Origin of the sequence: Marinomonas profundimaris (assembly GCF_000508165.1) — a bacterium.
GTDB lineage: Bacteria > Pseudomonadota > Gammaproteobacteria > Pseudomonadales > Marinomonadaceae > Marinomonas > Marinomonas profundimaris.
The window spans coordinates 50,250-74,861 of record NZ_AYOZ01000062.1 but is presented as its reverse complement, the minus strand read 5'-3'; the positions used below and the strand labels follow the sequence as shown (position 1 = coordinate 74,861).

The 24,612-nt window shown below is 46.2% G+C and carries 23 protein-coding genes; 15 read left to right on the top strand and 8 right to left on the bottom strand.

All coding sequences use genetic code 11. The features are described from left to right. Positions 1-15: 15 nt before the first annotated feature. Positions 16-1,566, top strand: coding sequence for an EAL domain-containing protein (locus tag D104_RS36590; RefSeq protein ID WP_024025656.1), 1,551 nt, complete (start codon positions 16-18; stop codon positions 1,564-1,566). Positions 1,567-1,653: 87 nt separating this feature from the next. Further along, positions 1,654-2,004, top strand: a complete 351-nt coding sequence (locus D104_RS36585; protein WP_024025655.1) for a DUF6164 family protein — start codon at positions 1,654-1,656, stop codon at positions 2,002-2,004. Between the two features lie 8 nt (positions 2,005-2,012). Here D104_RS36585 and D104_RS36580 read toward each other — a convergent pair whose 3' ends face one another. Then, positions 2,013-2,978 (bottom strand): DMT family transporter, encoded by a 966-nt coding sequence (locus D104_RS36580; RefSeq protein WP_024025654.1) that lies wholly within the window; start codon positions 2,976-2,978, stop codon positions 2,013-2,015. A 112-nt stretch (positions 2,979-3,090) separates the two neighbouring features. Between D104_RS36580 and D104_RS36575 the strand changes: the two genes are divergently transcribed. Together D104_RS36575 and rlmF are read left to right on the top strand one after the other, a co-directional pair. After that, on the top strand, positions 3,091-4,023 hold the full coding sequence (locus D104_RS36575; RefSeq protein WP_024025653.1) for a LysR family transcriptional regulator: 933 nt from the start codon (positions 3,091-3,093) through the stop codon (positions 4,021-4,023). A 72-nt stretch (positions 4,024-4,095) separates the two neighbouring features. Then, a complete protein-coding gene (rlmF, locus tag D104_RS36570) occupies positions 4,096-5,082 on the top strand; it encodes a 23S rRNA (adenine(1618)-N(6))-methyltransferase RlmF (RefSeq protein ID WP_024025652.1) in 987 nt (328 codons plus the stop codon). A gap of 30 nt (positions 5,083-5,112) precedes the next feature. Here rlmF and D104_RS36565 read toward each other — a convergent pair whose 3' ends face one another. Beyond that, positions 5,113-6,024 carry a pseudouridine-5'-phosphate glycosidase gene (locus tag D104_RS36565; protein ID WP_024025651.1) on the bottom strand — a complete coding sequence of 304 codons (912 nt, stop codon included), beginning with the start codon at positions 6,022-6,024 and terminating at the stop codon, positions 5,113-5,115. Continuing rightward, on the bottom strand, positions 6,021-7,097 hold the full coding sequence (locus D104_RS36560) for a carbohydrate kinase (RefSeq protein WP_024025650.1): 1,077 nt from the start codon (positions 7,095-7,097) through the stop codon (positions 6,021-6,023). The genes D104_RS36565 and D104_RS36560 overlap by 4 nt, the downstream gene beginning before the upstream one ends. Positions 7,098-7,251: 154 nt before the next feature. Here D104_RS36560 and D104_RS36555 point away from each other — a divergent pair, with 154 nt between their 5' ends. Further along, the gene (locus D104_RS36555) at positions 7,252-9,585 is read left to right on the top strand and encodes a putative bifunctional diguanylate cyclase/phosphodiesterase (protein WP_024025649.1); all 2,334 of its coding nucleotides are present in this window, start codon (positions 7,252-7,254) and stop codon (positions 9,583-9,585) included. Positions 9,586-9,623: 38 nt separating this feature from the next. After that, entirely contained in the window at positions 9,624-10,361 is a 738-nt protein-coding gene (locus D104_RS36550; protein WP_024025648.1) for a 1-acylglycerol-3-phosphate O-acyltransferase, read from the top strand. 4 nt (positions 10,362-10,365) lie between these two features. Here D104_RS36550 and D104_RS36545 read toward each other — a convergent pair whose 3' ends face one another. Both D104_RS36545 and D104_RS36540 read right to left on the bottom strand, forming a co-directional pair. Then, the gene (locus D104_RS36545; RefSeq protein ID WP_024025647.1) at positions 10,366-11,733 is read right to left on the bottom strand and encodes a DUF3482 domain-containing protein; all 1,368 of its coding nucleotides are present in this window, start codon (positions 11,731-11,733) and stop codon (positions 10,366-10,368) included. A gap of 3 nt (positions 11,734-11,736) precedes the next feature. Beyond that, a complete protein-coding gene (locus D104_RS36540) occupies positions 11,737-13,062 on the bottom strand; it encodes a DUF2868 domain-containing protein (protein ID WP_024025646.1) in 1,326 nt (441 codons plus the stop codon). A gap of 355 nt (positions 13,063-13,417) precedes the next feature. Between D104_RS36540 and D104_RS36535 the strand changes: the two genes are divergently transcribed. Continuing rightward, positions 13,418-15,031, top strand: coding sequence for a methyl-accepting chemotaxis protein (locus D104_RS36535; protein WP_024025645.1), 1,614 nt, complete (start codon positions 13,418-13,420; stop codon positions 15,029-15,031). 63 nt (positions 15,032-15,094) lie between these two features. Here D104_RS36535 and D104_RS36530 read toward each other — a convergent pair whose 3' ends face one another. After that, the gene (locus D104_RS36530; protein ID WP_024025644.1) at positions 15,095-15,550 is read right to left on the bottom strand and encodes an Lrp/AsnC family transcriptional regulator; all 456 of its coding nucleotides are present in this window, start codon (positions 15,548-15,550) and stop codon (positions 15,095-15,097) included. Positions 15,551-15,705: 155 nt separating this feature from the next. On the opposite strand from D104_RS36530, the gene D104_RS36525 reads away from it, so the two are divergent. The 6 genes from D104_RS36525 (at position 15,706) to D104_RS36500 (ending at position 20,253) form a co-directional block, all read left to right on the top strand. Continuing rightward, positions 15,706-16,665, top strand: coding sequence for a DMT family transporter (locus tag D104_RS36525; RefSeq protein ID WP_024025643.1), 960 nt, complete (start codon positions 15,706-15,708; stop codon positions 16,663-16,665). Continuing rightward, on the top strand, positions 16,658-17,845 hold the full coding sequence (locus D104_RS36520; protein ID WP_024025642.1) for an amino acid aminotransferase: 1,188 nt from the start codon (positions 16,658-16,660) through the stop codon (positions 17,843-17,845). Before D104_RS36525 ends, D104_RS36520 begins: the two co-directional genes overlap by 8 nt. 142 nt (positions 17,846-17,987) lie before the next feature. Further along, positions 17,988-18,671 (top strand): hypothetical protein, encoded by a 684-nt coding sequence (locus D104_RS36515; protein WP_024025641.1) that lies wholly within the window; start codon positions 17,988-17,990, stop codon positions 18,669-18,671. Positions 18,672-18,818: 147 nt separating this feature from the next. After that, positions 18,819-19,208, top strand: coding sequence for a type II toxin-antitoxin system RelE/ParE family toxin (locus D104_RS36510; RefSeq protein WP_024025640.1), 390 nt, complete (start codon positions 18,819-18,821; stop codon positions 19,206-19,208). Further along, a complete protein-coding gene (locus D104_RS36505) occupies positions 19,201-19,503 on the top strand; it encodes a helix-turn-helix domain-containing protein (protein WP_024025639.1) in 303 nt (100 codons plus the stop codon). Before D104_RS36510 ends, D104_RS36505 begins: the two co-directional genes overlap by 8 nt. Positions 19,504-19,578: 75 nt before the next feature. Further along, on the top strand, positions 19,579-20,253 hold the full coding sequence (locus D104_RS36500) for a hypothetical protein (RefSeq protein WP_024025638.1): 675 nt from the start codon (positions 19,579-19,581) through the stop codon (positions 20,251-20,253). Between the two features lie 62 nt (positions 20,254-20,315). Here the strand turns inward: D104_RS36500 and ettA are convergent, their stop codons facing one another. Beyond that, on the bottom strand, positions 20,316-21,977 hold the full coding sequence (gene ettA, locus D104_RS36495) for an energy-dependent translational throttle protein EttA (protein ID WP_024025637.1): 1,662 nt from the start codon (positions 21,975-21,977) through the stop codon (positions 20,316-20,318). A gap of 125 nt (positions 21,978-22,102) precedes the next feature. After that, entirely contained in the window at positions 22,103-22,609 is a 507-nt protein-coding gene (locus D104_RS36490; RefSeq protein ID WP_024025636.1) for a DMT family transporter, read from the bottom strand. A 148-nt stretch (positions 22,610-22,757) separates the two neighbouring features. Here D104_RS36490 and nrdR point away from each other — a divergent pair, with 148 nt between their 5' ends. Continuing rightward, positions 22,758-23,249 (top strand): transcriptional regulator NrdR, encoded by a 492-nt coding sequence (gene nrdR / locus D104_RS36485; RefSeq protein ID WP_031215402.1) that lies wholly within the window; start codon positions 22,758-22,760, stop codon positions 23,247-23,249. Then, the gene (ribD, locus tag D104_RS36480) at positions 23,246-24,412 is read left to right on the top strand and encodes a bifunctional diaminohydroxyphosphoribosylaminopyrimidine deaminase/5-amino-6-(5-phosphoribosylamino)uracil reductase RibD (RefSeq protein ID WP_024025634.1); all 1,167 of its coding nucleotides are present in this window, start codon (positions 23,246-23,248) and stop codon (positions 24,410-24,412) included. Before nrdR ends, ribD begins: the two co-directional genes overlap by 4 nt. The last annotated feature ends 200 nt before the right edge of the window (positions 24,413-24,612 follow it).

Below are 24,612 nucleotides of genomic sequence, written 5' to 3'. Positions count from 1 at the left end.
TAGGAAGGTTGCTTAATGTTTAAAAGTATTAACTCGGTAGTGCCTTCTAAAAAGAAGTTTTTCTTTTATTATGGTGCGCTTTCGCTGTTTCTGAGTTTGCTCATTTTTTCCTTTGGATTGTATGTCTATCTGCTAAAAAACTTAGACGATCGTACCGAAGCCGCTAAAGATGCGTTAACCAATAGAATGAATGGCATCTTTAAGGAATTAACGCTGGTGGTGGATGGCGCGACGTCGTCTTGTGACGCGGCTAACCTTAAACATTTACGTCGCTCTACTTTTTACTCTCCAACCTTCAAAGAATTTGGTCTCTTTAACGAGAAATACCGAGTTTACTGCACGGATTTCGGCGCCAGAAACTTTCCTATCTTCAACTCCATCGCAGAAAGAATTCAACAAAGTCCTGAACATACGACGGTGTCTCTGGTGCGCTCAAATACCTTGGGAGAATCCACTTTCTTTGCATTTTACCAAGGCCCAAATGGCATCGGCGCGAATGCTTTGGCACCACCAAGCGAACTCGCGGTAGAAGTGAACCATATACTGTTGCCGGATTATTTTTATGAGCTGACACTGGGACGACAAATACTCTATTCTAATAAAAACGGCATCGACTCCGACATTCTGAAGAAGACGTTGGTGTCGTTGGATGACTGGTCAATGGAATTGGCTGTTTTCTTACCTTCTAGTTTGTACTGGCACTGTTTCTTTTCTTTTCTCCCCGTTGTTTTATTCTGCTGCATTTTGTTATGTCTGATTTTTTGTGCTTTTCACTGGAGTATTTTGTATTACCGACATTCCTTGTCACACAGTATTAGAAGAGCCATCAGAGACAATGAGATAGACGTGCATTTTCAGCCGATTGTGTCACTTAAAGCGGGTGAACCTCATGAACTGGAAGCGCTGATTCGCTGGAACTCGCCGTATCATGGTCAAGTTTCTCCTCTGGCTATTGTTGAAATATCAGAACAGCTTGGTTTGATTGACGATCTTACTTGGATGGTTATCCGCAAAGTAGGGGACTTTTATCGCGAATACCCAGCGCCGCTAAAAGGCATTAATACATCAGTGAATGTGGACAGATACAGTTTACTGAAAGAGAGCTTTTCGCCGAGCTTATCGTCTATTTTGGCGCTATACCCAGAGTTGGAAGGGAGATTGGGGCTTGAAGTCACAGAGACCAGCGCATTAACCGCTGTTGAATTGCCCTTGATGGTCAGCCGATTCGAGCACATTAAGGCGTTAGGGATTCGCTTGTCCGTGGATGATTTCGGTACGGGGTATGCCGGTTTGGATTTCCTTAGACGTTTCCCATACGACACATTAAAACTGGATAAAATTTTCATCGACAGTTTACAAGACGATCAATTTACGCGTCAGGTCTTAACCTCCATTACGAACTTGGCCAAAGAATTAAACATGGAACTGGTGGCTGAAGGGGTGGAACGTCAAGAACAGCTGAACGCGGTTCGAGAATTGGGTGTCGATAGAGTGCAAGGCTACTATTACAGTCGACCATTGCCCAAAGCTCAGGTGATTGAATGGATGGAAAAAAATCCTACCTAGTCAGTAAGGTTTTTAGATGCGAGATTGTATTCTTGGCTGGCTTCTCTTACTCTTTAGCGCTTCATTTTTCACGCTCAAGGTACTGTCATGGCGACGCTGGTTTTTCGGCTTAAATATGTTCCCGATGAGGAAGCAGACGAGATACGTCAATTATTAACGGATCACGACATTGCTTTCTATGAAACCAATGCCGGTCGTTGGCAAATTTCCATGGCAGGGCTGTGGGTTAAAGACAAAGAACAAGCCATCAAAGCAAGAGCGTTAATTCACGAAGACCAAATTGCTCGAGCTCAAACCATGCGCCCAATCACTTTTGGACAATGGGTGATGGGTTATTTGCAACACGCTTGGCAAAATCCAGCAGAAGCCATTTTTACCTTGATTGCCGTTCTGCTGATTCTCGGTGTTTCTATCCTTCCCTTTACTGTTTGGTTATAGCGATTGCGCTAAGCTGCGTTGTTCAGTGGCTTTTGATTTAAGGCGGCTTTTCGCTGCACTCGCGCACTGATCAGTTGCACATTGATCGCGCTGGCAATCACAATCAGCATACCGAACAAACTTAACCCGTCCGCGTGAGACGAACTAATGCTGCCAGACCACCAACCAAAGGCGACGCATAGCTCGGTCAAAATAAACGCCGTCACAGGCGTCAGTGCCACCGACGCACTGACCTGCACGGTTTGCCAATAACGCATTGCTTGGGCAAACGCGCCGTAAGCAATCAGGGTGTTTAAACAGCAAAAAGCCGCAATCCAAACATCGTCCGATGACATGCTTAACAAGGTGCTGGGAGAGGCAAATGGCAGCATCACCACGAGCGCATACGCATAAATCGCCAATAAAATATTGGATGGCGCTAAGCGTTTAAAGAGTGATTTTTGCAGTAATGCATACATAGACCATGCCGCTGCTGAGCATTGAACAATCGCAAAACCAACCCAAATGGTGCCTTGGTTTCCTTGCCCCAAAATAGGGTGAAAGAAAACCAGCATGCCAAAACCAATGCCGACAAAACACGCCCACTGTTGCCAATGGATGCTCTCCTTTAAAAAGAACAATCCGCCTAAAGCGAGAAACAGTGGTGCGATTTGGAAGCTTAATTGCGCGGAGCCCGGCAATAAAAAATCCAAACTCCACGCAAAGGTTGTGTAGTTCACAATCAAAAAAGACCCTGCCGCAAAGAGTCTCAGCCAATCTTGTTTATGAAGGTGTTTGAATTCACCCAGTTTTCCGCGTTGCCACTGCCATAAACCCAAGATAATGCCAGCGACCGAAAAGCGTAGCCAAGTGAGCGTGATGGGGTCGGAAAAGTCACCAGACAGTTTTAAAGCAATGGGCAGCATGCCCCAAAACAGCACGGTAACTGAGCTAAAAAAGAGGCCGTACAAGAAGGTCTGTTTTGCGGTTGGCATGGCGTTACCTTTATTGAGAAGAAGTGGCTCTGATCTTTCATAATGGCTTCCTCTCCTTGTTAAATCCAATGCATAATAGACCTAATCATTATGCATAAATCGGAATTTGGTTATGATCCCTAGCTCGCTACAACATTTGGACCTTAAGTCCTTAACTGGGCTCTTATATTTATTAGAAGAGCGCAATGTCGGGCGCGCGGCGGACCGGTTGCATCTAAGCCAATCCGCCATGAGTCGATTGCTCAATCGACTGCGTGACGCCTTTGATGACCCTTTGTTTATTCGTACGGCCAAAGGCATGGTGCCAACGTCGAAAGCGTTAGCATTAGAAGCGCCGTTAAAGCTCATGCTAGAGCAAATGGCTGAGTTGTGGAGCGAGTCTGAATTTCAACCACAAAGTAGCCATCGTACGTTTCGAGTGCAAACAACACATTACCAAGCTCAAGCTTATATGCCGGCGATTGCTGAGCAGTTTTATCGAGAAGCGCCGTTTGCGTCATTGGAAGCCAGTACGCTCACGGAAACAAGTTTGCTCAGCCAAGCAGAGCATTCTCTGGATTTGGCGTTATGCAGTGACTATATTCAGCTCCCCAACAGCTTTGAGAAAAACCTGCTCGGGCGAGAGAAGTTTCTTTGTGTCATGTCGGCCAATCATGCATTGGCCAATAAGGACAGCATAACCCTAGATGACTACTTGGCGTATTCCCATGTGTTGGTGAATTTGGGTGGCTCGAATCCGGTTATTAGCGATGCGCTTCTGGGTGAACGAGCCCGAGAGCGCCATTTTGCGTTTCGTACACCATATATGTTGGCCGCATTAGAAACCGTGGGTAGAACGTCGCTATTAATGAGTAACAGCGGCTTATTACCTGAGCGTTTCAGGAATCAGTTTGGCTTGGTAATCAAAGACTTGCCGATGGAGTTTCCCTTTATTCACTATTATTCCAGTTGGCCAAAATCGGTAGAAAACGACCCAGGATTGATCTGGTTTCGTGGGATTTGTGAAAGGGTGATTAAAGCCTTAATCCCTTATCCTGAAACCTGACCGGTAAGCACTTTAGTCCAAGATCAGGAATTCGGTTATACTCATCTTTTGGTTTAAAACAATGGCATCGCAGTGGTCTTAAAAAGCAAGAATACGAAAAGCAAACGCACCAATAAACTAGAGCTTCATCCTCGTAATCCGCATCGAGCGCGTTATGATTTTGCTTTATTGGCGGATTCTTGCCCTGAACTGACGGGTTTTATACAACTGAATCAATATGGAAATGAATCGGTTGATTTTGCTAACCCAAACGCCGTCAAAACCCTAAACCGCGCCTTGCTCAGTCATTTCTATGGCGTTGCCTTTTGGGATATTCCACCTGGCTATCTTTGTCCGCCGATTCCAGGTCGAGCCGATTACATTCATTATTTAGCCGATTTACTGGCCACTAGTAATGAAGGCGTTATTCCTCGCGGTAAAGGCATAAAAGTCTTGGATGTGGGCGTTGGGGCGAACTGCGTGTACCCGATTATTGGTCATCAAGAATATGGTTGGCAGTTTGTGGGTTCCGATGTGAACCCCGTTGCGGTAGCAACATGCGAGACCATTATTAAATCCAACGCCTGTTTGAAAGGGGCGATTACAGCACGTTTGCAAACCCAACCAGATAAAATCTTTGAAGGCGTTTGGAAAGAAAAAGACCGCTTTGATTTAACCTTATGCAACCCGCCGTTTCATACCAGCGAATCAGCGATGATCGACGAATCTCAACGTAAGTGGCGTGGCGTAAAAGGCAAATCAGCCAAACCAGCGTCTAAACCTGTCTTGAACTTTGGTGGCACAGCGCCGGAATTATGGTGCGATGGCGGCGAAGCGGGCTTTGTTTCTCGTATGGTCAAAGAAAGCGTGCAATACGCCGACCGCTGTTTTTGGTTTACGTCGTTGGTGGCTCGTCAGAGCAATTTGGATGCCATTTATCGCACCCTAAAAGACGTTGGCGCACGCCAAGTAAAAACCATTGAAATGGCGCAAGGTCAAAAAATCAGCCGTTTTGTCGCGTGGAGTTTTCTTCAAGATGATCAAATCGATTATTGGCGAGACAACGACTGGCAGAGCTAAGGCCGCCAGTCGATTGCGCGTTCTGATGTGTTATTTCGAGAGTGCGACCGCGATCTCAGTCGCAAGTCGTGCGTTGTTAAACACCAACTGAATGTTACTGGCCAAACTGTCTCCACCGGTTAACTGCGCAACACGAGCTAACAAAAACGGCGTCGATTCTTTCCCTGCGACACCTTGCGCGTCCATTTCTTCGAGCGCTTGATTGATCGCTGTGTCGATGACATTACTGTTCATGGCAAATTCTTCAGGAATGGGGTTGGCGATAATCGCTCCGCCGTGCAATTGCATTTCCCATTTCGCCTTAATAAAGTCGGCGATATCACTAGCAGACGGCATGTTGTAATCAACAGTCTGATCACTTTCACGTGTATAAAAAGCAGGCAGCGTATCGGTTCTGTAACCTAATACGGGTACGCCTTGAGTTTCTAAATATTCACGGGTTAAGGCCAGATCTAAAATAGATTTCGCACCGGCACACACTACCGCCACGTCGGTTTTTGCGAGTTCTTGTAAATCAGCGGATACATCAAACGTCTGCTGTGCGCCTCGGTGTACGCCACCAATTCCACCCGTTGAAAAAACTTTAATGCCAGCCATGGCGGCAATGATCATGGTCGCCGCAACGGTGGTCGCGCCGTGTTGTTTTTGCGCCACCACAAAGGGTAAATCTCGACGGGAGCATTTTGTGACGGATAAACCGGCTTTACCTAAAATGTCTATCTCATCGTTACTTAACCCTGCTTTTAGTCGACCGTCGATGATGGCGATGGTTGCCGGAACTGCGCCATTATCACGGATGATCTGCTCAACTTTTTTGGCCGTTTCGGCATTTTGTGGCCATGGCATACCATGTGAAATGATCGTGCTTTCCAACGCGACTACGGGCTTTCCTGCGGCAACCGCGGCCGCGACATCTGGGTGTATATCGAGATATTGGTTCATAGGTCTTCTATCCATTGAGTTACGTTTTGAACAGTGAGTTCTGGGTGATTCGCATGAGGACTCTCTAATGTCATGGCGGCGCAAGCTAAGGCAAAAGAGAGAGAGTCATCGAGGTTTTTATTTTGCTGACACGCGCTTAAATAGCCGGCCAATAGCGCATCGCCTGCGCCAGTGTCGCTAATGGGTAAGGTAGGATGACACGGTGTTTGCTGGCCGTGCTCGGCGCTGAAATAGAGAACCCCTTGGCTGCCTAAACTGAGCAATACTTCATCAACGCCTTCGTGAAGCAAGGCTTGCGCAAGCTTTTTAGGGTCGGTTTCGGTGCTACCTAAAATGGCTCTGGCTTCATCTTGATTCACTTTTAATAGGTTGAGCTTAGGCAAAATTGGGCGCAGTCGAGCGGCTTTCGCTGTAGACACGGCGTCGCCAACCAGTTGTGCAGAAAACGTTTGTCGAGCGAGCCATGTAATGGTGTCGCAGGAAAGGTTGGCGTCGACAATAATGCAGTAAGCGCTTTGCAGCAGCGCTTGTTTTTGGCTGAGTTTTTGCGCATCCAGTGTATCGATGATTCGCATGTCCGCGATGGCGGCTTGCAGTTGTCCGCTGTCGTTGTTGATGGCCAAATAGGTGCCAGTCGGCAATGTATCATGACGTAGAATGTTGTGTGTTTCGACACCTGTAGATCGAGTCTGCTCGATGAGCCAATTGCCGCGTTGATCCAAACCGATGGACGCAATCAAATGCACGTGTTCACCTAAGCGCGCTAAATTTTCCGCAATATTTCGACCAACGCCGCCCGGGCTTTGACTGATGGTGCCAGGATTGGAATCGTGTGAGGTGATTGTGTCGGTGCTATGACCATGGATATCGACGTTGGCCCCGCCGATGACAACGTAGGTGTTTTGTTCAGCGAGCAAGTAGCCTTTGCCTAAAATATAGCCTTGTCTGGTCAGCTGCATGATGTGTCCAGCAACCGATTCTCGGCTCATACCAAGCCGTTCCGCCAACGCCTGCTGCGAGGCCAGTGGATCAAGTTTGATAGCTTCATAAACGCGATAAGTTTGATGTTTCATAGTCAAATTAACAGATGTTTAAACAAATAACATATGTTTAAAGTGAGTGCGTTACAAGTGCTTTTTTAGCCGATATAGCGTAAAAGTAGGATAGCTCCTATTCTTCATGAGCGAGCGCGTGGTTTAAAAACGTAAGTATTCGATAAAGGTTTCTATGATTCGTATTAAAAAAGGTTTTAAGCTGTTTAAAAGCTTTCAAGCCCAGCTGATTATGTTTGTCTTGATGCTGCTTGCGCTGGCCCAGTTGGGCACGGCGCTCGCGGTGTTGTCGTCACTGAAAGAAGACAATTATAAACAGGGTGTGAAGTCCATCGACGTCTCTCGTAATGTCTTTGATTTATTTTTGGAAGCGCGCGCTGAACAGCTGACCAAAGGAGTAGAGATTCTGACTTCGGACTTTGGTTTTAAACAAGCGGTAGCAACAGGAGAAACGGGAACCATCCGCTCTGTTTTGCAAAACCATGGCGCGAGAATTAATGCCGATGTGTCTATTTTAGTGTCGCCACAAGGCGAGCTTATTACCTCGACTCGTGTTCTTAATGTCAGTAATACGGTTTCTGAATTGGTGTTTGCCGCTCGTCGTACCGGCGGCTCTTCCATCAGCACCATGATCGCTTTGGATAATCGTGCTTATCAACTCGTGCTGGTTCCAATTAAAGCGCCCAATGTGATTGCTTGGGTCGGAATGGCGTTTTTACTTGATCAAAGCTTGGCGGAGCAAATCAAAAATGTCACAGGACTAGACATTAGTTTTGTTTATGAAACTTATAACACTCATACACTGGCGGGCGTATCGACATTACCACCACCAGACAAAGACATCTTATTTGATGATATTGGCAACATTAAAAATGCCCTTCAATTTCCGCTCTTTTCCAATGACGAAAAGTATTTGTCGTTGGGTGTCGACCTTGGTATCCCCAATCAATGGGGGGTGATTCATCTTCCCTATGGCCCATGGATTCAAAGCTACAACAGCACACGTAACCAGTTGGTGTTGATTTTCACTGGCGCCTTGGCCTTGGCGTTGTTATTTGGCGCGGCGTTAGCGAGAAACATGACTCAGCCCATTGGCCGTTTGGTGGAGTATGCGACTCAGATTGGTTTGGGGGCAAACAATAAAAGAGTAAACGCGCCGAAAATGAGCGGTGAGTTTGGTGTTTTATCGCACACAATGAAAACGATGCAAAACGCCATTGCTAATCGAGAAGAAGAGATAACGCATCGAGCGTCTCATGATCAATTAACGGGCTTGTTTAATCAAAGCGCGGTGGAATCGTATTTAAGCGAGGCGTTGCCGAAAACACAAGGTGGCCTGATATTGGTCAACATACGACACTTTAAACGCATTAATAACATGCTGGGTTTTGATGTCGGTAATGTGTTGTTGTCCAAAGTGGCGAATCGGCTACAAGCATGGGGCTGTGACGCGGTTATGCTGGCGCGGCTGGGTGGCGATAAGTTTTTATTTGTTTTTGAACGTAATATATCCGAACAAGATTGCATGGACTTAAAAGCCTCCTTTAGCGAAGAATTTGAAGTCGAAGCCGGTTCAGGCATTCGTCTTGATATCCGTCTTGGAGTGTTACCTTTTGAACACGCAACGTCGGATGTGAATAGCGCCATGCGCCGACTGGATATCATTGATGATGAAGCAAAAGAAGCAAGCAAACTCTGTGTTTTTTATGAAGTGGGACAAGATGAAAACCATCGTCGTCAATTGACGATTATTCGAGACTTACCCGCGGCATTAGAAGCAGGCGAATTGTTTGTGGTTTACCAACCAAAAGTGGGTGTTGCGAATACCGATTGCCACGAAGCCGAAGCTTTGATTCGTTGGATTCACCCTAGTTTGGGGTTTGTTCCGCCAGATGAATTTATTGCCTTGCTCGAAAATGCCGGCAGTATTCAACTGTTAACAAATTGGGTGTTGAAAACCGTGTTGTCCCAGCTTCGTGAATGGTGGTCGGATGGCCATGAAATTCGCGTCGCGGTGAATTTATCCGCGCATGATTTGGTCGATGAAACCTTACCCGACATGGTGGATCAAGCATTAAAAGCAAACGGTTTACCAGCGCGGGCATTGGCGCTTGAAGTCACTGAAAGTGCGGTAATGAAAGACCGCGAGAAGGTAATCAATGTTTTGAAAGCCTTGCAAGCAATGGGTGTTCACCTCGCCATTGATGATTTCGGCACGGGCCAATCTTCCTTGGCGTATTTGCGCGAATTGCCTGTTAATGAAGTCAAAATTGATCGTGCTTTTATTCAATTCATGGACACCAACAAAGGCGATGAATTTATTGTTCGCGCCACCATCGACCTTTCTCATAGTTTGGGCTTTCAGGTCACGGCGGAAGGCGCGGAAAATGAACAAGGTGTTGCGCTTCTAAGACAATACCGTTGTGATAAAATACAAGGCTACTTCTTTTCTAAGCCTTTGGTTGCAGAAGAGTTTTTTCAATGGCGTGAACGCTTTCATAAGCAATAATAAAAATCACACGCTGTGCACGAGAGGCTAATCGCTCTATGTTGTTTATTGTTCGAATCGTTTTGTTATTAGTATTGATCGTCAGTGTTACCTTATTCGGCATTGCTTTTTGCTTGCTGAATTTGGGTTCGAAAAATCGGGTGTATCATATCAGCCGAGTATTGGCGCAAGTGTCTCGATTGTTTGGGTTATCGGTTGAACGAAGGATCGCACCCGAATCGGCGGACTCTCCTCAAGCCGTGTATGTGGCCAACCATCAAAACAACTTTGATTTATTCACCTTGTCCGCTGTGGTGCCTAAAGCCATGGTAACGGTAGGCAAATCCAGTTTGCGCTGGATTCCATTTTTTGGCGCCTTGTATTGGGCCAGCGGAAACATCTTAATCAATCGAAATAACCGTGTTCAAGCGATCGCCACGATAGATCAAGTGGTTGAAAGCATGAAGCAAACAGGTTTATCGATTTGGATGTTTCCGGAAGGAACGCGCAGTCGAGGTCGAGGTTGGTTGCCTTTTAAACTCGGCGCGTTTCACGCTGCTGTCCAAGCGGGTGTCCCTATTGTTCCGATTATTTGCAGTACGACGCATCAACAAGTGAAGATGAATCGTTGGAATAATGGCGAGGTGATTGTTGAAATGCTGGCGCCCATCGACACCACAGGGTTGCAGGAATCCGACATTATTGCCTTGATGGAAACCTGTCAGAAGCAGATGCACGACTCGCAACGTCGCTTAGACGAAGAGCTCGCCCAGCGTTTATTCACCGCGAATCGATAGTGCGTTAATCGTGCTTTGCTTGGTTCGCCACCAATGCTTTTTCTAACAGGTCTTGAAGGCCTTTTTTTGTGGGGTGCGAATCGGGCAATGTTTGCTTGTCCCATTCTGGATGTTGCTGAGCGTGTTTCCAGAACGGTTTCATTTGATCGATCATGCCGTTGTCTTTTGAAGAGGAGGCAAGTTGGAACGATTGCTGAGAAGCGTGGCCACGCTGATGCAAATGCTGAATCGCGCTTAAACCACGCAAACACAATAGCGTCAGTGTGGCGTTGTCGAGGCATAAAAAGTGGCTGTTGGTAAGTTTGCTCATCAGCGTGTCTTTGTAGTGCTGTCCGGTTTTCCATGTCGCACCAAGAATGGCACCAATCGTGGTGGCCGTTCCCAAGGTTAATCCCGCTGTCATCACATCAATACCAGCGCCAATGGCCGCGCCCGTTAACGCGCTGGTGCCTGTTTCGATGCCCCATTCTTTGAGTGTTTCGGAATCAAAAATATCCTGTTCCCAGCGGTCATTTTGAATCGCCAATGGCGATACGACCAAGTCCTCTTGCTGAAATTCATACAGCTGCAATAAACGCGAAATATACGCTTTTTCTCGCTGGCGAATGGTGTTTTCAAAGGCGGTGGATTCCGCCGCTTCTGGTGGATATTGAACGCATTCCAGGCGCGAACTGGCGGCGTTAATCAGAAAATCCGCTAATTGGCTTGTCGCCATGGTTAGGCGCAATGTCGCGGCGGACTCTCGATAGGTAACCAGTTGATTTATGGCATCGTATTGTTCTGGCATTAAACTTTGAATGCTTTGGTATAACCGTTTTTCATCGTCAAAATAAAACGCGACTGAGTCGTATTTTACGACCGCGTGCAAGTGGCGCTCTGCTAACACTTTGCGCCATGTTTCAAGGTGCGCACTGGATGTGGCGCTGAAGTTTAAGACCGGAATAATGGGTTTATTGGCGCTGGCCAATAATGCCAATTCATCCAGATATTTGCCGAGCGGCGCTTGTCGGATATCAATCACATACAGAATGATGTCGGTGTTGGTTAGCTGCTTGAGTATTTTGGCTTCTTGTTCGAATTCGTCTTGGGCAAAGTGGCTTTCACAAAAAGGTCGCAGCCAATCCGCGCCTTGATACGATCGAAACGCCTCAGAATGACGAATTTCCCATAGACCAATTGAGTCTTCAAACCCTGGTGTATCGGTTAGTGTCACAATGGTTTTAAGCCCAATGTTGATGTTAACGCTTTCTACATGGCGAGTGGTTCCAGCTCTGTCGCTGACGTCACCAAAATCATGCCGACGCAACAAGGTTCGGATCAAGGAGGTTTTGCCTGTGTTTGCGTGGCCAACGACCAAAAGGGAAATCGACACGGCTTAATCCTTTTGTATGATGTGGGTGAATGGCATTGGTGTTTCTCTGGCAAGGCGCTGCCAATCTTCCAAGAAACGCGCATTTTCACCGCCAAAAATCACCAAAGTCACGGACGAATAAGAGGGGCTTATTTTAGCAAAAAAACGTCGGCTGCCTCGGTCTGGACTTTGTTCACCATTTACCAAAATGTAAATCGGCGCTTGGCTGGAGCGGTTTAAAAATTGTTCTTGTTCTTCCCGGCTATTCAATATGGCGACACTTCGAGCCGAGCGCAAATAGTCTGGTGTTGGCGTGCTCCATTCAAACAAGGCCCAATGTTCTGAAAACGCGTTGTCGTCGAGCGTGCTGACGTGCGCGTTATGGTTTTTTCCCGATGATATTGGCGATGCTTGATGGTCACTGTCTACGATGACGCGACTTTGTTTTTCTTGCTGTGAATAGCGATTTTTAATCATGCGTTCTTGCGTGCTGAGTGGTTGTGTCGCTCGTTTAAAATGGTACATGCCAATGCTCAATAACAGGAAAACCAACCTTGGCAGCACGCCGTAAATCATAATACTTGCCAGTAAAAAGTTCGCCCAATGTTGTCTGGTGGACGCATTTTGTGACAACAAATCGACTCGACTCGCCAGAATGTCCAGCTGATTCGGGAGCGCAATGCCAAACCATGCTGGAATTTGGTTTAAGGTTTGCGTGAGCTGAATAAACGCATCATCGCTTAATAATGTGGTTTCCCAAACAAAGTTTACTTGATTGGTCAGCAACAACAGCAAGGTCATTATCCAACCTGCCAACAAATAACAACCCCATGCGCCATGCGAAAGACTGCTCACTAGCCATTTATTGGCGTGTGTTGGGCATTGCCAATGCAGATACGCCGAGGTGCTTTCTTCAGAAAGATGGGAATGCTTACTTACTTTCTTATTAATAAAAATCAATGCGCTAAGAAGAACGCCTTTGTTTTCATAGCGGCTGTTCATGGTCGCCAGCATGGTTGCGAACCAAAGAGTAAGATTCAGTGCGTGAAAGCCTAATAAGACGATGAACAACCAAAAAATATTCACCTGACTGGACTGGCTCGTCGCAAACGCGGGTGGAACGGCGATTAAACCCAGTACAAACGCCATTGCCAATATTCCCAAGATGACACGATTAAAGTAGCGTTTGAGTGATATAAACTGCGTTAAATAGCTGATTGGTTGAGGTGAGGTGTCGAGTTCGTCTAGCGCGTCGGTCAAGTTGCGAGCATGAACGGACAAGCGAAATGCGGTGTGCGTTTCTAACCAAGCAGCAAGGGCGAGTTTGGCGCGGTGTGTCGGGAAGGTCATTGTGTCGCGTTACTCTTCTCAAGTGTTAATAATAATGAGTCATAGAAAGAGAGGATTATCCTCCTAATGAGTTTGTTTTACTTGATGCTTTAGGTAAAGGAAAAAGGCGTTTCTAGAAGCATTTAACGTCTGCCATTATTGTATTTTTCATAAACCGAGAACAACGTAGAAAATCATTAGGTTGAAACATGAATGGTCGTTTTCTTGATTTTGATCAATGAGTAGCTTATTTACCGGTTATTTAATGGGGTAGAAATGTAGGTAATTGTTAATTTGGATTGATTCGCCACAGCAAGTAATTCTACTATCATGATCCCCTACGTTATAAGCCGTACATTGTCTAGGAGATCAGTTCATGCGTTTACAATCCATAAGGGTAAAAAGTTCTTTGCCTGTTTTTGTTATGGGAATTACTTTTGTTATTGCACTGGTATCCATGGTGCATATTAGTAATCAATTGAGAGCGGCTTTAGACGTTCAAGTTGATAACTATGAAAAAGCTGTAACGGCGATTTTGAACGCGGACCGAGACCTTTACCAAGCAAAATTGGCCGAGCAGCGTCTTATTGTCGGTGTGGGTAAAGCGGAAAGTGAAGAAGCTGATCGTACGGAAAATGCTCAACAAGTAAAAGACAGATTTAATTTGTTCCGCAAGTACCTTTCTGAAGAACCTCAAGTTTATAAAACGGCGGGTGATTTCGATAGCGCGTTTAGCGTCTGGTTAAAATCCTCTAACGCCTTGGTTGCGACAGACAGCGACTCTTCTGCACGTGAAGCGGCAGAAACAAAAGCCAATAAGGATTTTAAAGCATTAAGAGTGATCCTTGATAAAGCGGGAGAGACTGTTAACAAACACGCTTATTCAACCAAAGTTGCTGTCGAAGCAAAAGTGGATAATTTCATAGACTTCGCATTGATTGTTGTCGTGATCGGTTTGCTGATTGGTATTTGGTTCAGTTACAAAACACCAAAAACACTGAGCGATCAGGTGCGTTATTTGGGAACGCGTATTCGTGAAATTTCCGAAGGTGATGGAGATTTAACACAGCGCATTGAGTTTTCGACGAAAGATGAACTGGGCGACTTAGCGAATGAGTTCAATGCGTTTGTGAACCGTCTAAGAGGCATCATTGGTAACATCCATGAACAGTCCGATGCACTTGGTCAAACAACGCGAAAATTGAACGATGCGGTGACGAAAACGTCTAGCATCACAGTAGCCTTAGCAAAAGCGTCAGATTCGGTTGTGAGCTCTGGTCATGAGCTGGATATATCGAATCAGAAAATGGCGAACGTGGCTCAAAACACAGCGGATGAAGCCAAAAGTTCAAGTGGTTTCACGCAAAGTGGTTTGACGGCCGTTAATAAATCAGAAAAAGCCGTGACTGAATTGGTGTCTGATATTGAATTGGCGCTTGGACGTTCTGGTGAGTTACAGAAAAGCTCTGAAAGCATCGCGTCTGTATTAGAAGTGATTCGTAATATTGCCGAGCAAACGAACTTATTGGCCTTGAACGCCGCGATTGAAGCCGCGCGTGCGGGCGAACAAGGTCGTGGGTTTGCCGTGGTAGCGGATGAAGTTCGTACCTTGGCAACGCGTACTCAAGACAGCACCAATGAAATTGAGTCCATGATTGAACAGCTTAAAATCAATGTGGCGGAATCATCAAAAGCGATTCAAAACAGCCGTAATAACGCGGACCTTACCGTGAGTAACTTTGGCGAAGTGACAAAAGCATTTGATGACTTGAGAGTGTCCTTTGGTAAAGTGCAGGATATGGCGGCGCAAACTGCACAAGCAACTCAGGAGCAATCTGTTGTGGCCAATGACATCAACCAGAATATGGTGTCATTAAAAGAACAAACGGATTCTGTGCAATCTGTGTCGGATACGATTCAACAGCAATCACAAGACATCACGAAATTGTACAAAGCCTTGGATCACCAAGTGGGCAGCTTTAAGGTCTAAACCTTAAGCACCATAAGATAACATCTGAACCGCTTATCGAAAGGTAAGCGGTTTTTTTGTGGGTTAAAGCGGCAAGGGTGCGTCGCTTTTAATGGCTCGGATTGCAAAATTGCTGTGAATGTCTTTCACGTAGGGCAGGTTCTGCATGGCTTTTAAAATGCCTTCATAATCCGCAAGGTCTTTTGCAACCACTTCCAATCGATAATCGGCAAATCCAGACACCAAATACGCACTGATCACATTGGGCAAGTTGGCGACACTTTCCTCAAACGCTTCACTGGCTTCGCTGGTATGACTCTTCAGTCGAACCTCAATAAACACCGTCATCGACAAGCCGACCTTTTTACGGTCAAGGCTCGCCTTGTAGCCTTTAATCACCCCTGACGATTCCAGTTGTTTGACGCGTCGTAAGCAAGGCGATGCCGACAAGTGAATTTGTTCGGCCAACTCAACATTGCTCAGTCGGCCATCGTTCTGCAAATGCGTTAGGATTTGGGTATCTGTATTGTCGGCTTTCAAATTGGCATACCTGATATTTTATTGTTAAAAAATGAGTATATTCTGCCAAAAAATGAATTTTCAAAGGTGTTAATGGCAAGGACATGCTCGTGACTCTGTCCCTATAATGAAGGCATTAGTGTTTTTTTGACAGACGAATTTTATCGGGAATATTCATGAGTGACATAACGCAGACACCAGAGTCAGCTGCACCGGCTTATCGGCATATTGCCTCCGGACGCATGTTTCAATTTGGCCTTTTGGCGGCATTTATCACCACCTGCATTTGGGCCGGTTGGCTGGTTAGTGTCAAAATGGGCGCGCAATCTGCGCTCACCACATTTGATCTGGCGTTGATGCGATACGTCATTCCCGCATTGGTGTTGTTTCCGTTTTTATATCGATCTCGTCAAATGTTATTGCGTGTTCCTAAATGGACGTTGGTCGGCATTGTGCTTGGGGCGGGCGTTCCGTTCTTTTTCTTGAGCTCGGCGGGCATGCAGTATGCGCCTGTGTCGCATGCGGGTTTATTGATTCCCGGTACGTTTCCTCTGTTCGTGACCGCCATTGCCGTCATTGTGTTTAAAGAACCGCTGAGTCGCCCTCGTTTTCTGGGTCTTGTCGCCATCATGATTGGCATTTTGGCGCTGTTGCTGATTTCCATGTGGTCTCTGGACAGCGACGTATGGAAAGGCGATTTGTTGTTTATCAGTGCGAGTTTCTTTTGGGCGGTTTACACCATTTGTTTACGCGTCGCGGGTTTGCCTCCGTTGGCCGCCACGGGGCTGCTTGGCTCGGTCTCGACCTGCATCTTATTGGTGTTATTAGCGACGGGCGTTGTGAGCTCAGGAATGAGCTTGGTCAGTGCCAATGAATTGGCGTGGCAGTTTTTCGTGCAATCTATGTTAGTCGGCCTTTTTACGGGCTTTAGTTATGGCTACGCGATCAATGCTTTGGGCGCGGAAAGAACCGCGGCCATGGGGGCATTAACACCGGTATTAGCGTCGTTGCTGGCCATTCCTTTGTTGCACGAATCCATCGGCTTAGCGGCCATCTTTGGCTTGTGTTTCGTTTGTGTCGGCGTGGTATTCGCGAGCGGCGTAGTAAAATCTCTAGGAAAAAAACATCATGTTTAGCGCACTTACTCCCGCGGTCAAAGACCCTATATTGTCTCAAACTTTAGCCTGTCTTCAGGATACACGCTCTCGAAAATTAGACTTGGGCGTTGGTGTCTATCGCAACGAACAAGGCGTCACTCCGGTTTTACAATCGGTCAAAATGGCAGAATCCCGCCTTTTGGACGAACAAGACAGCAAAGCGTATGTCGGCATGGCAGGATGCGAACGCTTTAACCGCGTGATGATGGACTTGTTATTGGGCGACAATAGTAGCCTCTCCCGCGCGGTGGGCGTACAAACGCCAGGCGCGAGCGGCGCGTTACGATTGCTTGCCGAGGTTATTAAAATTGCCAATCCGACGGCCAAAATCTGGACGAGTGATTTAAGTTACGCTAATCACGCACCGATCATGAAAGCCGCCGGTCTGGACGTGGCTTATTACCCGTATTTTGACCCTCAAACCAAAATGGTGAACGAAGTAGCCATGCTGGCGACCTTGTCCTCGCTGGGCAAAAACGACGTGGTCTTATTGCACGGTTGTTGCCATAACCCAACAGGCGCAGACTTGAGCTATTCTTCGTGGCAAACCATAACGGACATGGCGAACGTTCAAGGCTTCTTGCCCTTTATCGATATGGCGTATCAAGGTTTTGGCGATGGAATGGAAGAAGACGCGGCTGGCTTTCGTTATCTCGCTGAACGGGTTCCCGATTATTTGGTCGCCAGTTCTTGCTCAAAAAACTTTGGTTTATATCGTGAGAGAACCGGATTGGCGGTCATTGCCTCCGACACGTTACAGCAGAGCGAATGCATTAAAAGTCGCATCATGGAATGCGCCCGAAGCTCTTATACGATGCCGCCAGATCACGGTGCTGCGATTGTCCGCATCATATTGGAAGATAAGGTGTTAAAAGAATATTGGTTGTCTGAAGTGACGCAAATGAGACAACGTATTCAACAGGTTCGAACCTCCTTAGTCAGCGCGTTACAGCACCGAACCGATTCGCATCAGTTTGACTTTATTGCGCAGCACAAAGGCATGTTTTCTGTGATCGGCGCTACCTCGGACCAAGTTGCTCGTTTACGGGAGTCGTGTGGTGTTTACCTTGTGGACGGCGGGCGAATGAACCTAGCAGGGCTCAAAGAAAGCGACGTTCCTTTCTTGGCAGACGCATTGTCAGAGGTGATGGTGCCGTAAAAAGGCAAAACGAAAAACGATCAACGGCAAGTCTCTTTTTTCAATTCAAAACCTTGTATATTAACGCTTCTATTTTTTCTAGAGGCGCTATTTTTTGCTTCTGATAATGAAAACCGATCCGTTTTTCCGAAGGAATTATTGAATGAATTTTACAGAATATTCCGCCATTCTCCGTGCGTTTGAAGACGGTGCTTTTGCCTCTATTCATGATAATTACGACGACATTTGTCACGCGCAGGATCAATTGATTGCCGAGCTAACGAGCAAAGGGGCGGTGATCAAGGGCTGGAAAGTCGTCGACGATTCCGGCGTGTTTATTATCTCGCCTATTTTTGATTTTCAGGTTTTTGAGAATCAAGGAACTCAATTACCGAAAAACGATGTCTCTGGCCTAGAAGTCGAAATTTGCTATCACTGTAGCGTGCCTATCTTGGCGAGCGACATTGAATACAAGGTGCAAAACAGTGAACCGCGGGTGGCCATCGAAGTGTTGCGCCCGAAGATCAACGACAAGAGTTATCAATCTTGTGATTTTTATTATAACTACGGCATCCTCGTTTCTAACCTTCCTATCGCTGGCGATTTTACTCTTAAAAGCGGCCACCAAAACCAAACTTACGATTACTTAACCAGTGCACCAGACTTCTTCAAACAGAAGAAAAAAGTGCTGTTGAAAGGCGTGCAAGAATGCGTTCGCCGAGGTTACATAGACGACTTCTTCTTCATGACTGGCAGTTTGAATGGGTTGATTGGAACCGATATCTGCTTGGGTAAAAATGAAGTGATTGCAGCCGGCAGCACGTTAATCAACGTGGATGTTATTTAGCGTCCGACCTTATTTTTCAAAGCCGTTTACCTACAAGTAAGCGGTTTTTTTTCCACTAGTGAATTATTGATGTTACCGTTAAATTGTTGGAAGAGGTGCACAGGATGTGTTGAGTATTGTTGAAATACTACCCAAGGAGGGTATACTTTGATTTATAAAACGAAAGAGTTTTGTTCTTTAACTAAAAAAGATCGTTTGTCTGATATGGATCTCATTGAAGCATGTGATGAGATCCAGAGAGGATTAGTTGATGCAGACCTAGGTGGCGCTCTCTATAAAAAGAGAGTGGCAACAGAAGGCAAAGGTAAGAGTGGTGGCTATCGAACAATTATTGGCGCAGTCATTGGTGAAAAGTACTTTTTCTTGTATGCCTTTGCTAAAAATAAACGAGCTAACATCACTAAAAAAGAGCAAATGGCGCTAAGAGAATTAGCCCAAGTATTTATTAGTTTTAGCCAAAGTGAACTAGAAAGTTTGATAGCTTCGAAAGAGTTAATCAAAGTAGAAAATTGCCAAGAAGGAGATCGCCATGAGTGATATTTTAAAGTCTGTTCATAAGACAGCCAAAGGCCTAAAAAAAGCGGGTGCGATTGATAAAACCACCATGCGTCAGTTTGATACTTTATGTTTAACCTCCATTCATGACTTCACGCCAGAACAAGTCAAAAAACTAAGGCTAGCCAATAACCTTTCTCAACCCGTTTTCGCACAATATTTAAACGTCAGCGATAAGCTGGTAAAAAAATGGGAACAGGGCGAAAGCAAACCCAGAGGCGCTGCGCTGAAAATGCTGTCTCTTGTGGAGCGAAAAGGCATAGAAGTGATTGCTTGAGCTCGAATATATTTTTCGAATGGAGTATTTTCAAAAGTGTTGAATTTGATTTAACTATTAGTAGGAGGTTTTTTTGTGGAAGGAATTTATAACAATGTACAACACCCGAGAGAGAGTTGGGCAAGATTAAATACACGGACTAGCACTTATTTTGATATTGCTTTAAATGAGTCAGCTATGAGTTATGACCTTAGAAAGAGGTTAAATAACACTTGTGATGAGAGCGAAAAATCTGAGTTTTCATCTTTGGAATACAGGCATTCAGTTAAAGCGATTGTATTCGCAAGCATGTGTGTTGAGGCTGGGATCAATGATTATGCGGGTATACAGTTAGGAGATAGTTATTGTGATAAGCATATTTATAGCTTGGATGTGATTTCAAAATGGGTAGTAGTTCCTAAATTAGTTTGTGGACGTGAAATTGACAAATCAGGACCAGCATTTAAGGCTTTACAGCAATTAGTTAAATTTAGAAACAAATTAGTTCATAGTAAATCTAGAGACTTTATACCAACACCTGAACTTGGGGTGAAATTAGAGAAAGCGAAAACGGATTTTGAAAACGAATTTTACAATTCATTCAGAGCCTTATTTTTGTTATCGATGGAAATGGATTATGTAGTAGGGCAGTTACATAATCCTATTCGAACATTAGATACTTCATTCTCTCCTTTTTTGGAAATTCCTGAGCAATTGAAAAATGATTTCGAAGATTGTAGAAATATTACACTAAGAAAATATAGAAAATAAAAAACCGCTCACATCTCTGTAAGCGGTTTTCCATTCAACCCAACCAACCCTATTAAATAGAATTACGCATCAATACGTTTGTATTTGATACGCGTTGGTGTGGCTTCGTTGCCGGTACGTTGTTTGTAGTCGGCTTCGTATTCTGCGTAGTTACCTTCGAAGAAGACGGCTTTAGAATCGCCTTCATACGCTAGGATGTGTGTTGCGATACGGTCTAGGAACCAACGGTCATGGGAAATAACAATCGCGGCACCTGGGAAGGCCAATAACGCGTCTTCCAATGCACGTAAGGTTTCTACGTCAAGATCGTTGGTCGGCTCATCCAGTAGCAAGACGTTGCCGCCTTCTTTAAGCAGTTTTGCAAGGTGCAAACGGTTACGCTCACCACCAGACAAATGTTTAACCAATTTCTGTTGATCAGACCCTTTGAAGTTAAAGCGACCGATGTAAGCACGAGACACAACCTTGTAGTTGTGAACTGTGATCATGTCTTGGCCGTCGGCGATTTCTTCAAAGACGGTTTTTTCGCCATCCAGTTCACGCATTTGATCCACGTAAGCCAGTTGCACGGTTTCGCCCAGTGTGACTGTGCCTGTGTCTGGTTGTTCGATTCCGGCAATCATTTTGAACAGGGTAGATTTACCTGCACCGTTACCACCAACAACACCAACGATCGCGCCTTGTGGCACCACCATGTTGAAGTCTTCTAGTAGCATCTTGTGTTCGAAGCTTTTGCTGACGCCTTCGATTTCGATGACTTTGCTACCAAGACGCGGTCCCGGTGGAATGTACAATTCGTTGGTTTCGTTACGATCTTGGAACTCTTGAGAGTTCATTTCTTCGAATCGAGCCAAACGTGCTTTGGATTTAGATTGACGACCTTTGGCACCTTGACGAACCCATTCAAGCTCGGATTTGATGGCTTTTTGATGGGACGCTTGTTGCTTCGCTTCGCTAGCAAGACGAGCGTCTTTTTGTTCTAACCAAGACGAGTAGTTGCCTTCGTATGGAATACCGTGACCACGGTCCAATTCCAGAATCCAGCCAGCGGCGTTATCTAGGAAGTAACGGTCATGGGTAATCGCCACAACGGTGCCTGGGTAATCTTTCAAGAAGCGCTCTAACCAAGCAACGGATTCTGCGTCCAAATGGTTAGTCGGCTCGTCCAGAAGGATCATGTCTGGTTTGTTCAGCAACAAACGACATAGCGCAACACGACGACGTTCACCACCAGAAAGGTGCTCAACGCTCGCTTCCCAATGAGGAAGACGAAGGGCATCGGCCGCGACTTCAAGGGCGCGCTCTAGGTTGTGACCTTCTTTTGCTTCGATCAAGGCTTCAAGTTGACCTTGTTCTTTTGCCAATGCGTCAAAGTCAGCATCCGGTTCAGCGTATTCGGCGTAAACCGCGTCTAAGCGTGCCATCGCAGTGATAACGTCTTCGAAGGCTTCTTCAACAATACCGCGAACGTTTTTGGTTGGATCAAGATGAGGTTCTTGCTCCAAGTAGCCGATTTTAATGCCCGGCATTGGACGTGCTTCACCGTTATGTTCTGTATCAACGCCCGCCATGATGCGAAGTAGCGTGGATTTACCAGAACCGTTAAGACCCAAAACCCCGATTTTCGCGCCAGGGAAGAAGGAAAGGGAAATGTCTTTAAGAATCTCGCGTTTAGGAGGAACAACTTTCCCAACGCGGTTCATGCTGTATACAAACTGAGCCATAAAATGAGTCACTTATTGAGTAATGAAAGAATGAATGTTGAAGCGCGCCGTAGAAACTTGATTAAGGCTAATCAGTCGACGACGAGCCGATTAAAACGAGTGCGCTAAGGATAGCACAAATGTGGCTAATGAAGAATAATCAGCGCGGCACCAGACACGACTAAAATGGCGCCCAACCAAGCGCCAAATGCGGGTCGTTGGCCGGTGGTAATCCATAATCCCGGTAAGATCAGTACGGGAACAACGGCCGACAAGGTGGTGACGATGCCGACATTGGCGTTACCAACGCCCCAGACTAAAACACTCATACCAATGACCATGCCGATGGTGGCGAGCGCGCCAATGCCAATAAAGTCTCGTCGCGTCAGTTGCGAGAAGGGAATGGCGCTAGCGGGTTGCTTGTGTCGATAAAACAAACCGTAAGCCAGCATAATCAACTCGGCGTGTTGCCATAATGAGGCGTTAAAGCGTTGAGTCAGCAGGCAGATAAACAACAAAACGGAGCTGGCAATCATGATGCGGATGGTATTGAAACGCATGGTGCCAAAACGCTGAATCAACCCCGGAGCCATCAGGCTAGAAATGGTCCAGCAAAGCGCAGCAACTAAGCCTGATAATTCTGCGAAGGGCATAAAAATCCTTATTTATTGGTTTGATTTGATAGGGCGAGCGTGCCGTCGCTTGGTAGCTATATTATGGCTGGATTGATATCATTTGTGCCAGAAAATGATGGCCTTAGTTGAGGCATTTTTACACCTAATTAGTGATATTGGAAGCGCCATGCGATGCCCTTTTTGTGGAACTCAAGATACTAAAGTAGTGGACTCTCGACTTGTCTCGGAAGGCGCACAAGTGCGCCGTCGTCGTACCTGCAGCCATTGCCAAGAGCGCTTTACCACGTTCGAAGTGGCGGAGCTGCAAATGCCCAAATTGATCAAAAGCGATGGCAGCCGCGAAGTCTTTGATGAAGACAAACTGCGCAATGGCATTATTAAAGCCATTGAGAAGCGTCCGGTTAGCATTGAAGCCGTCGAAACCGCGATTGCTCGAATCAAAGAAAAAATGCAAGCCACGGGCGAGCGCGAATTGCCGTCTCGTTGGACGGGCGAAGCGGTCATGGAAGAATTGCAGCGCCTCGACCAAGTGGCGTATGTGCGTTTTGCTTCTGTGTATCGAAGCTTTAAAGACATCAGCGAATTCCGCGAGGCAATCGACCGTTTAGAAAACCACAGCGCCGATGCCCTAGAACCTACTAAAGAAGATGAAGCATGACCGAAAACAACCATGAACATTGGATGGCGAAAGCCATTGAGCTAGCGAAAAAAGGCCTTTATACCACGCACCCAAATCCACGCGTTGGTTGTGTGTTGGTCAAAGACCAGCAAATCATTGGTCAAGGCTTTCACCTGAAAGCCGGCGAAGGTCACGCCGAAGTGAATGCGCTCGCGGATGCGAAGCAAGATGTTGTAGGCGCAACGGCGTATGTCACGTTAGAGCCTTGCAGTCACCATGGTAAAACGCCACCTTGTGCCGATGCCTTGATCAAAGCGGGCGTCGCTCGCGTGGTTTACGGCATGCAAGACCCAAACCCTGAAGTATCAGGTCGTGGTTTGTCTAAGATCAAAAAAGCGGGCATCGAGGTGATCGGTCCCGTGCTAGAAGCGGACTGTGAAGCGCTCAACCCTGGTTTTATCAAACGCATGCGCGAAGGGCTTCCTTTTATTCGTGTAAAATTGGCGATGAGTCTGGATGGCCGAACGGCAATGGAATCGGGTGAAAGCCAATGGATTACAGGGCCGGAAGCACGCTTGGATGTGCAGCGTTTGCGTGCGCAAAGTGACGCTGTTGTCACGGGGATTGGCTCGGTTCTTATGGACAACCCTAGCATGACGGTTCGCATTGATTGTGATGATCAAGACGTCGACGCCAAAACCGTACGTCAACCGCTTCGTGTGGTCATGGACACGGCTTTATCGATTCTGCCAGAAGCGAAAATTTTGCAGCCAGCGAAACAAGCCTGTGTTTTTTGTGTGGAAGACGATTTAGAAAACGAACACCTAGACGCATTGAAGAAAAAAGGCGTCACGGTTCGATTTTCTCCGCGCGGTGAAGACGGTCGTTTGGACTTGTTGGACGCGATGGAGCAACTTGCCGACGCCGGTATTAATGAAGTCTTGTTAGAAACCGGCGCAGAATTGGCAGGTGGTTTTTTACAAGCCGGTTTGGTTGATGAGATCGTGATTTACATGGCGCCAAAACTGCTGGGCTCCAGCGCGCGTCCGTTGTTTCAATTGCCATTAGATACCATGGGCGAAGCCGTCGAGTTAGAACTGAAATCCGTGACACAAATAGGCCAAGATTTGCGCTTGGTTTACCGTCCAGACTACCTAGACGACGATTTTGGCGATGACTTTGACGATGGATTGGAAGAATAGTCGAGACGTGAGTGATTGCTTTCTCAGCCTTTTTCATGGAAATCACAGAAAACCGGATTTTCTTAGCGATATTTAGAGAACTTTGCCGAGAAACGTAGAATAAAAATTGCTATAATCGCCGCCCAAGATGACATGTATATTCGTATTTTGGGTTGAAGCGACTTAAAATACGATCAAACAGACGAAAATGCGATCGCAAA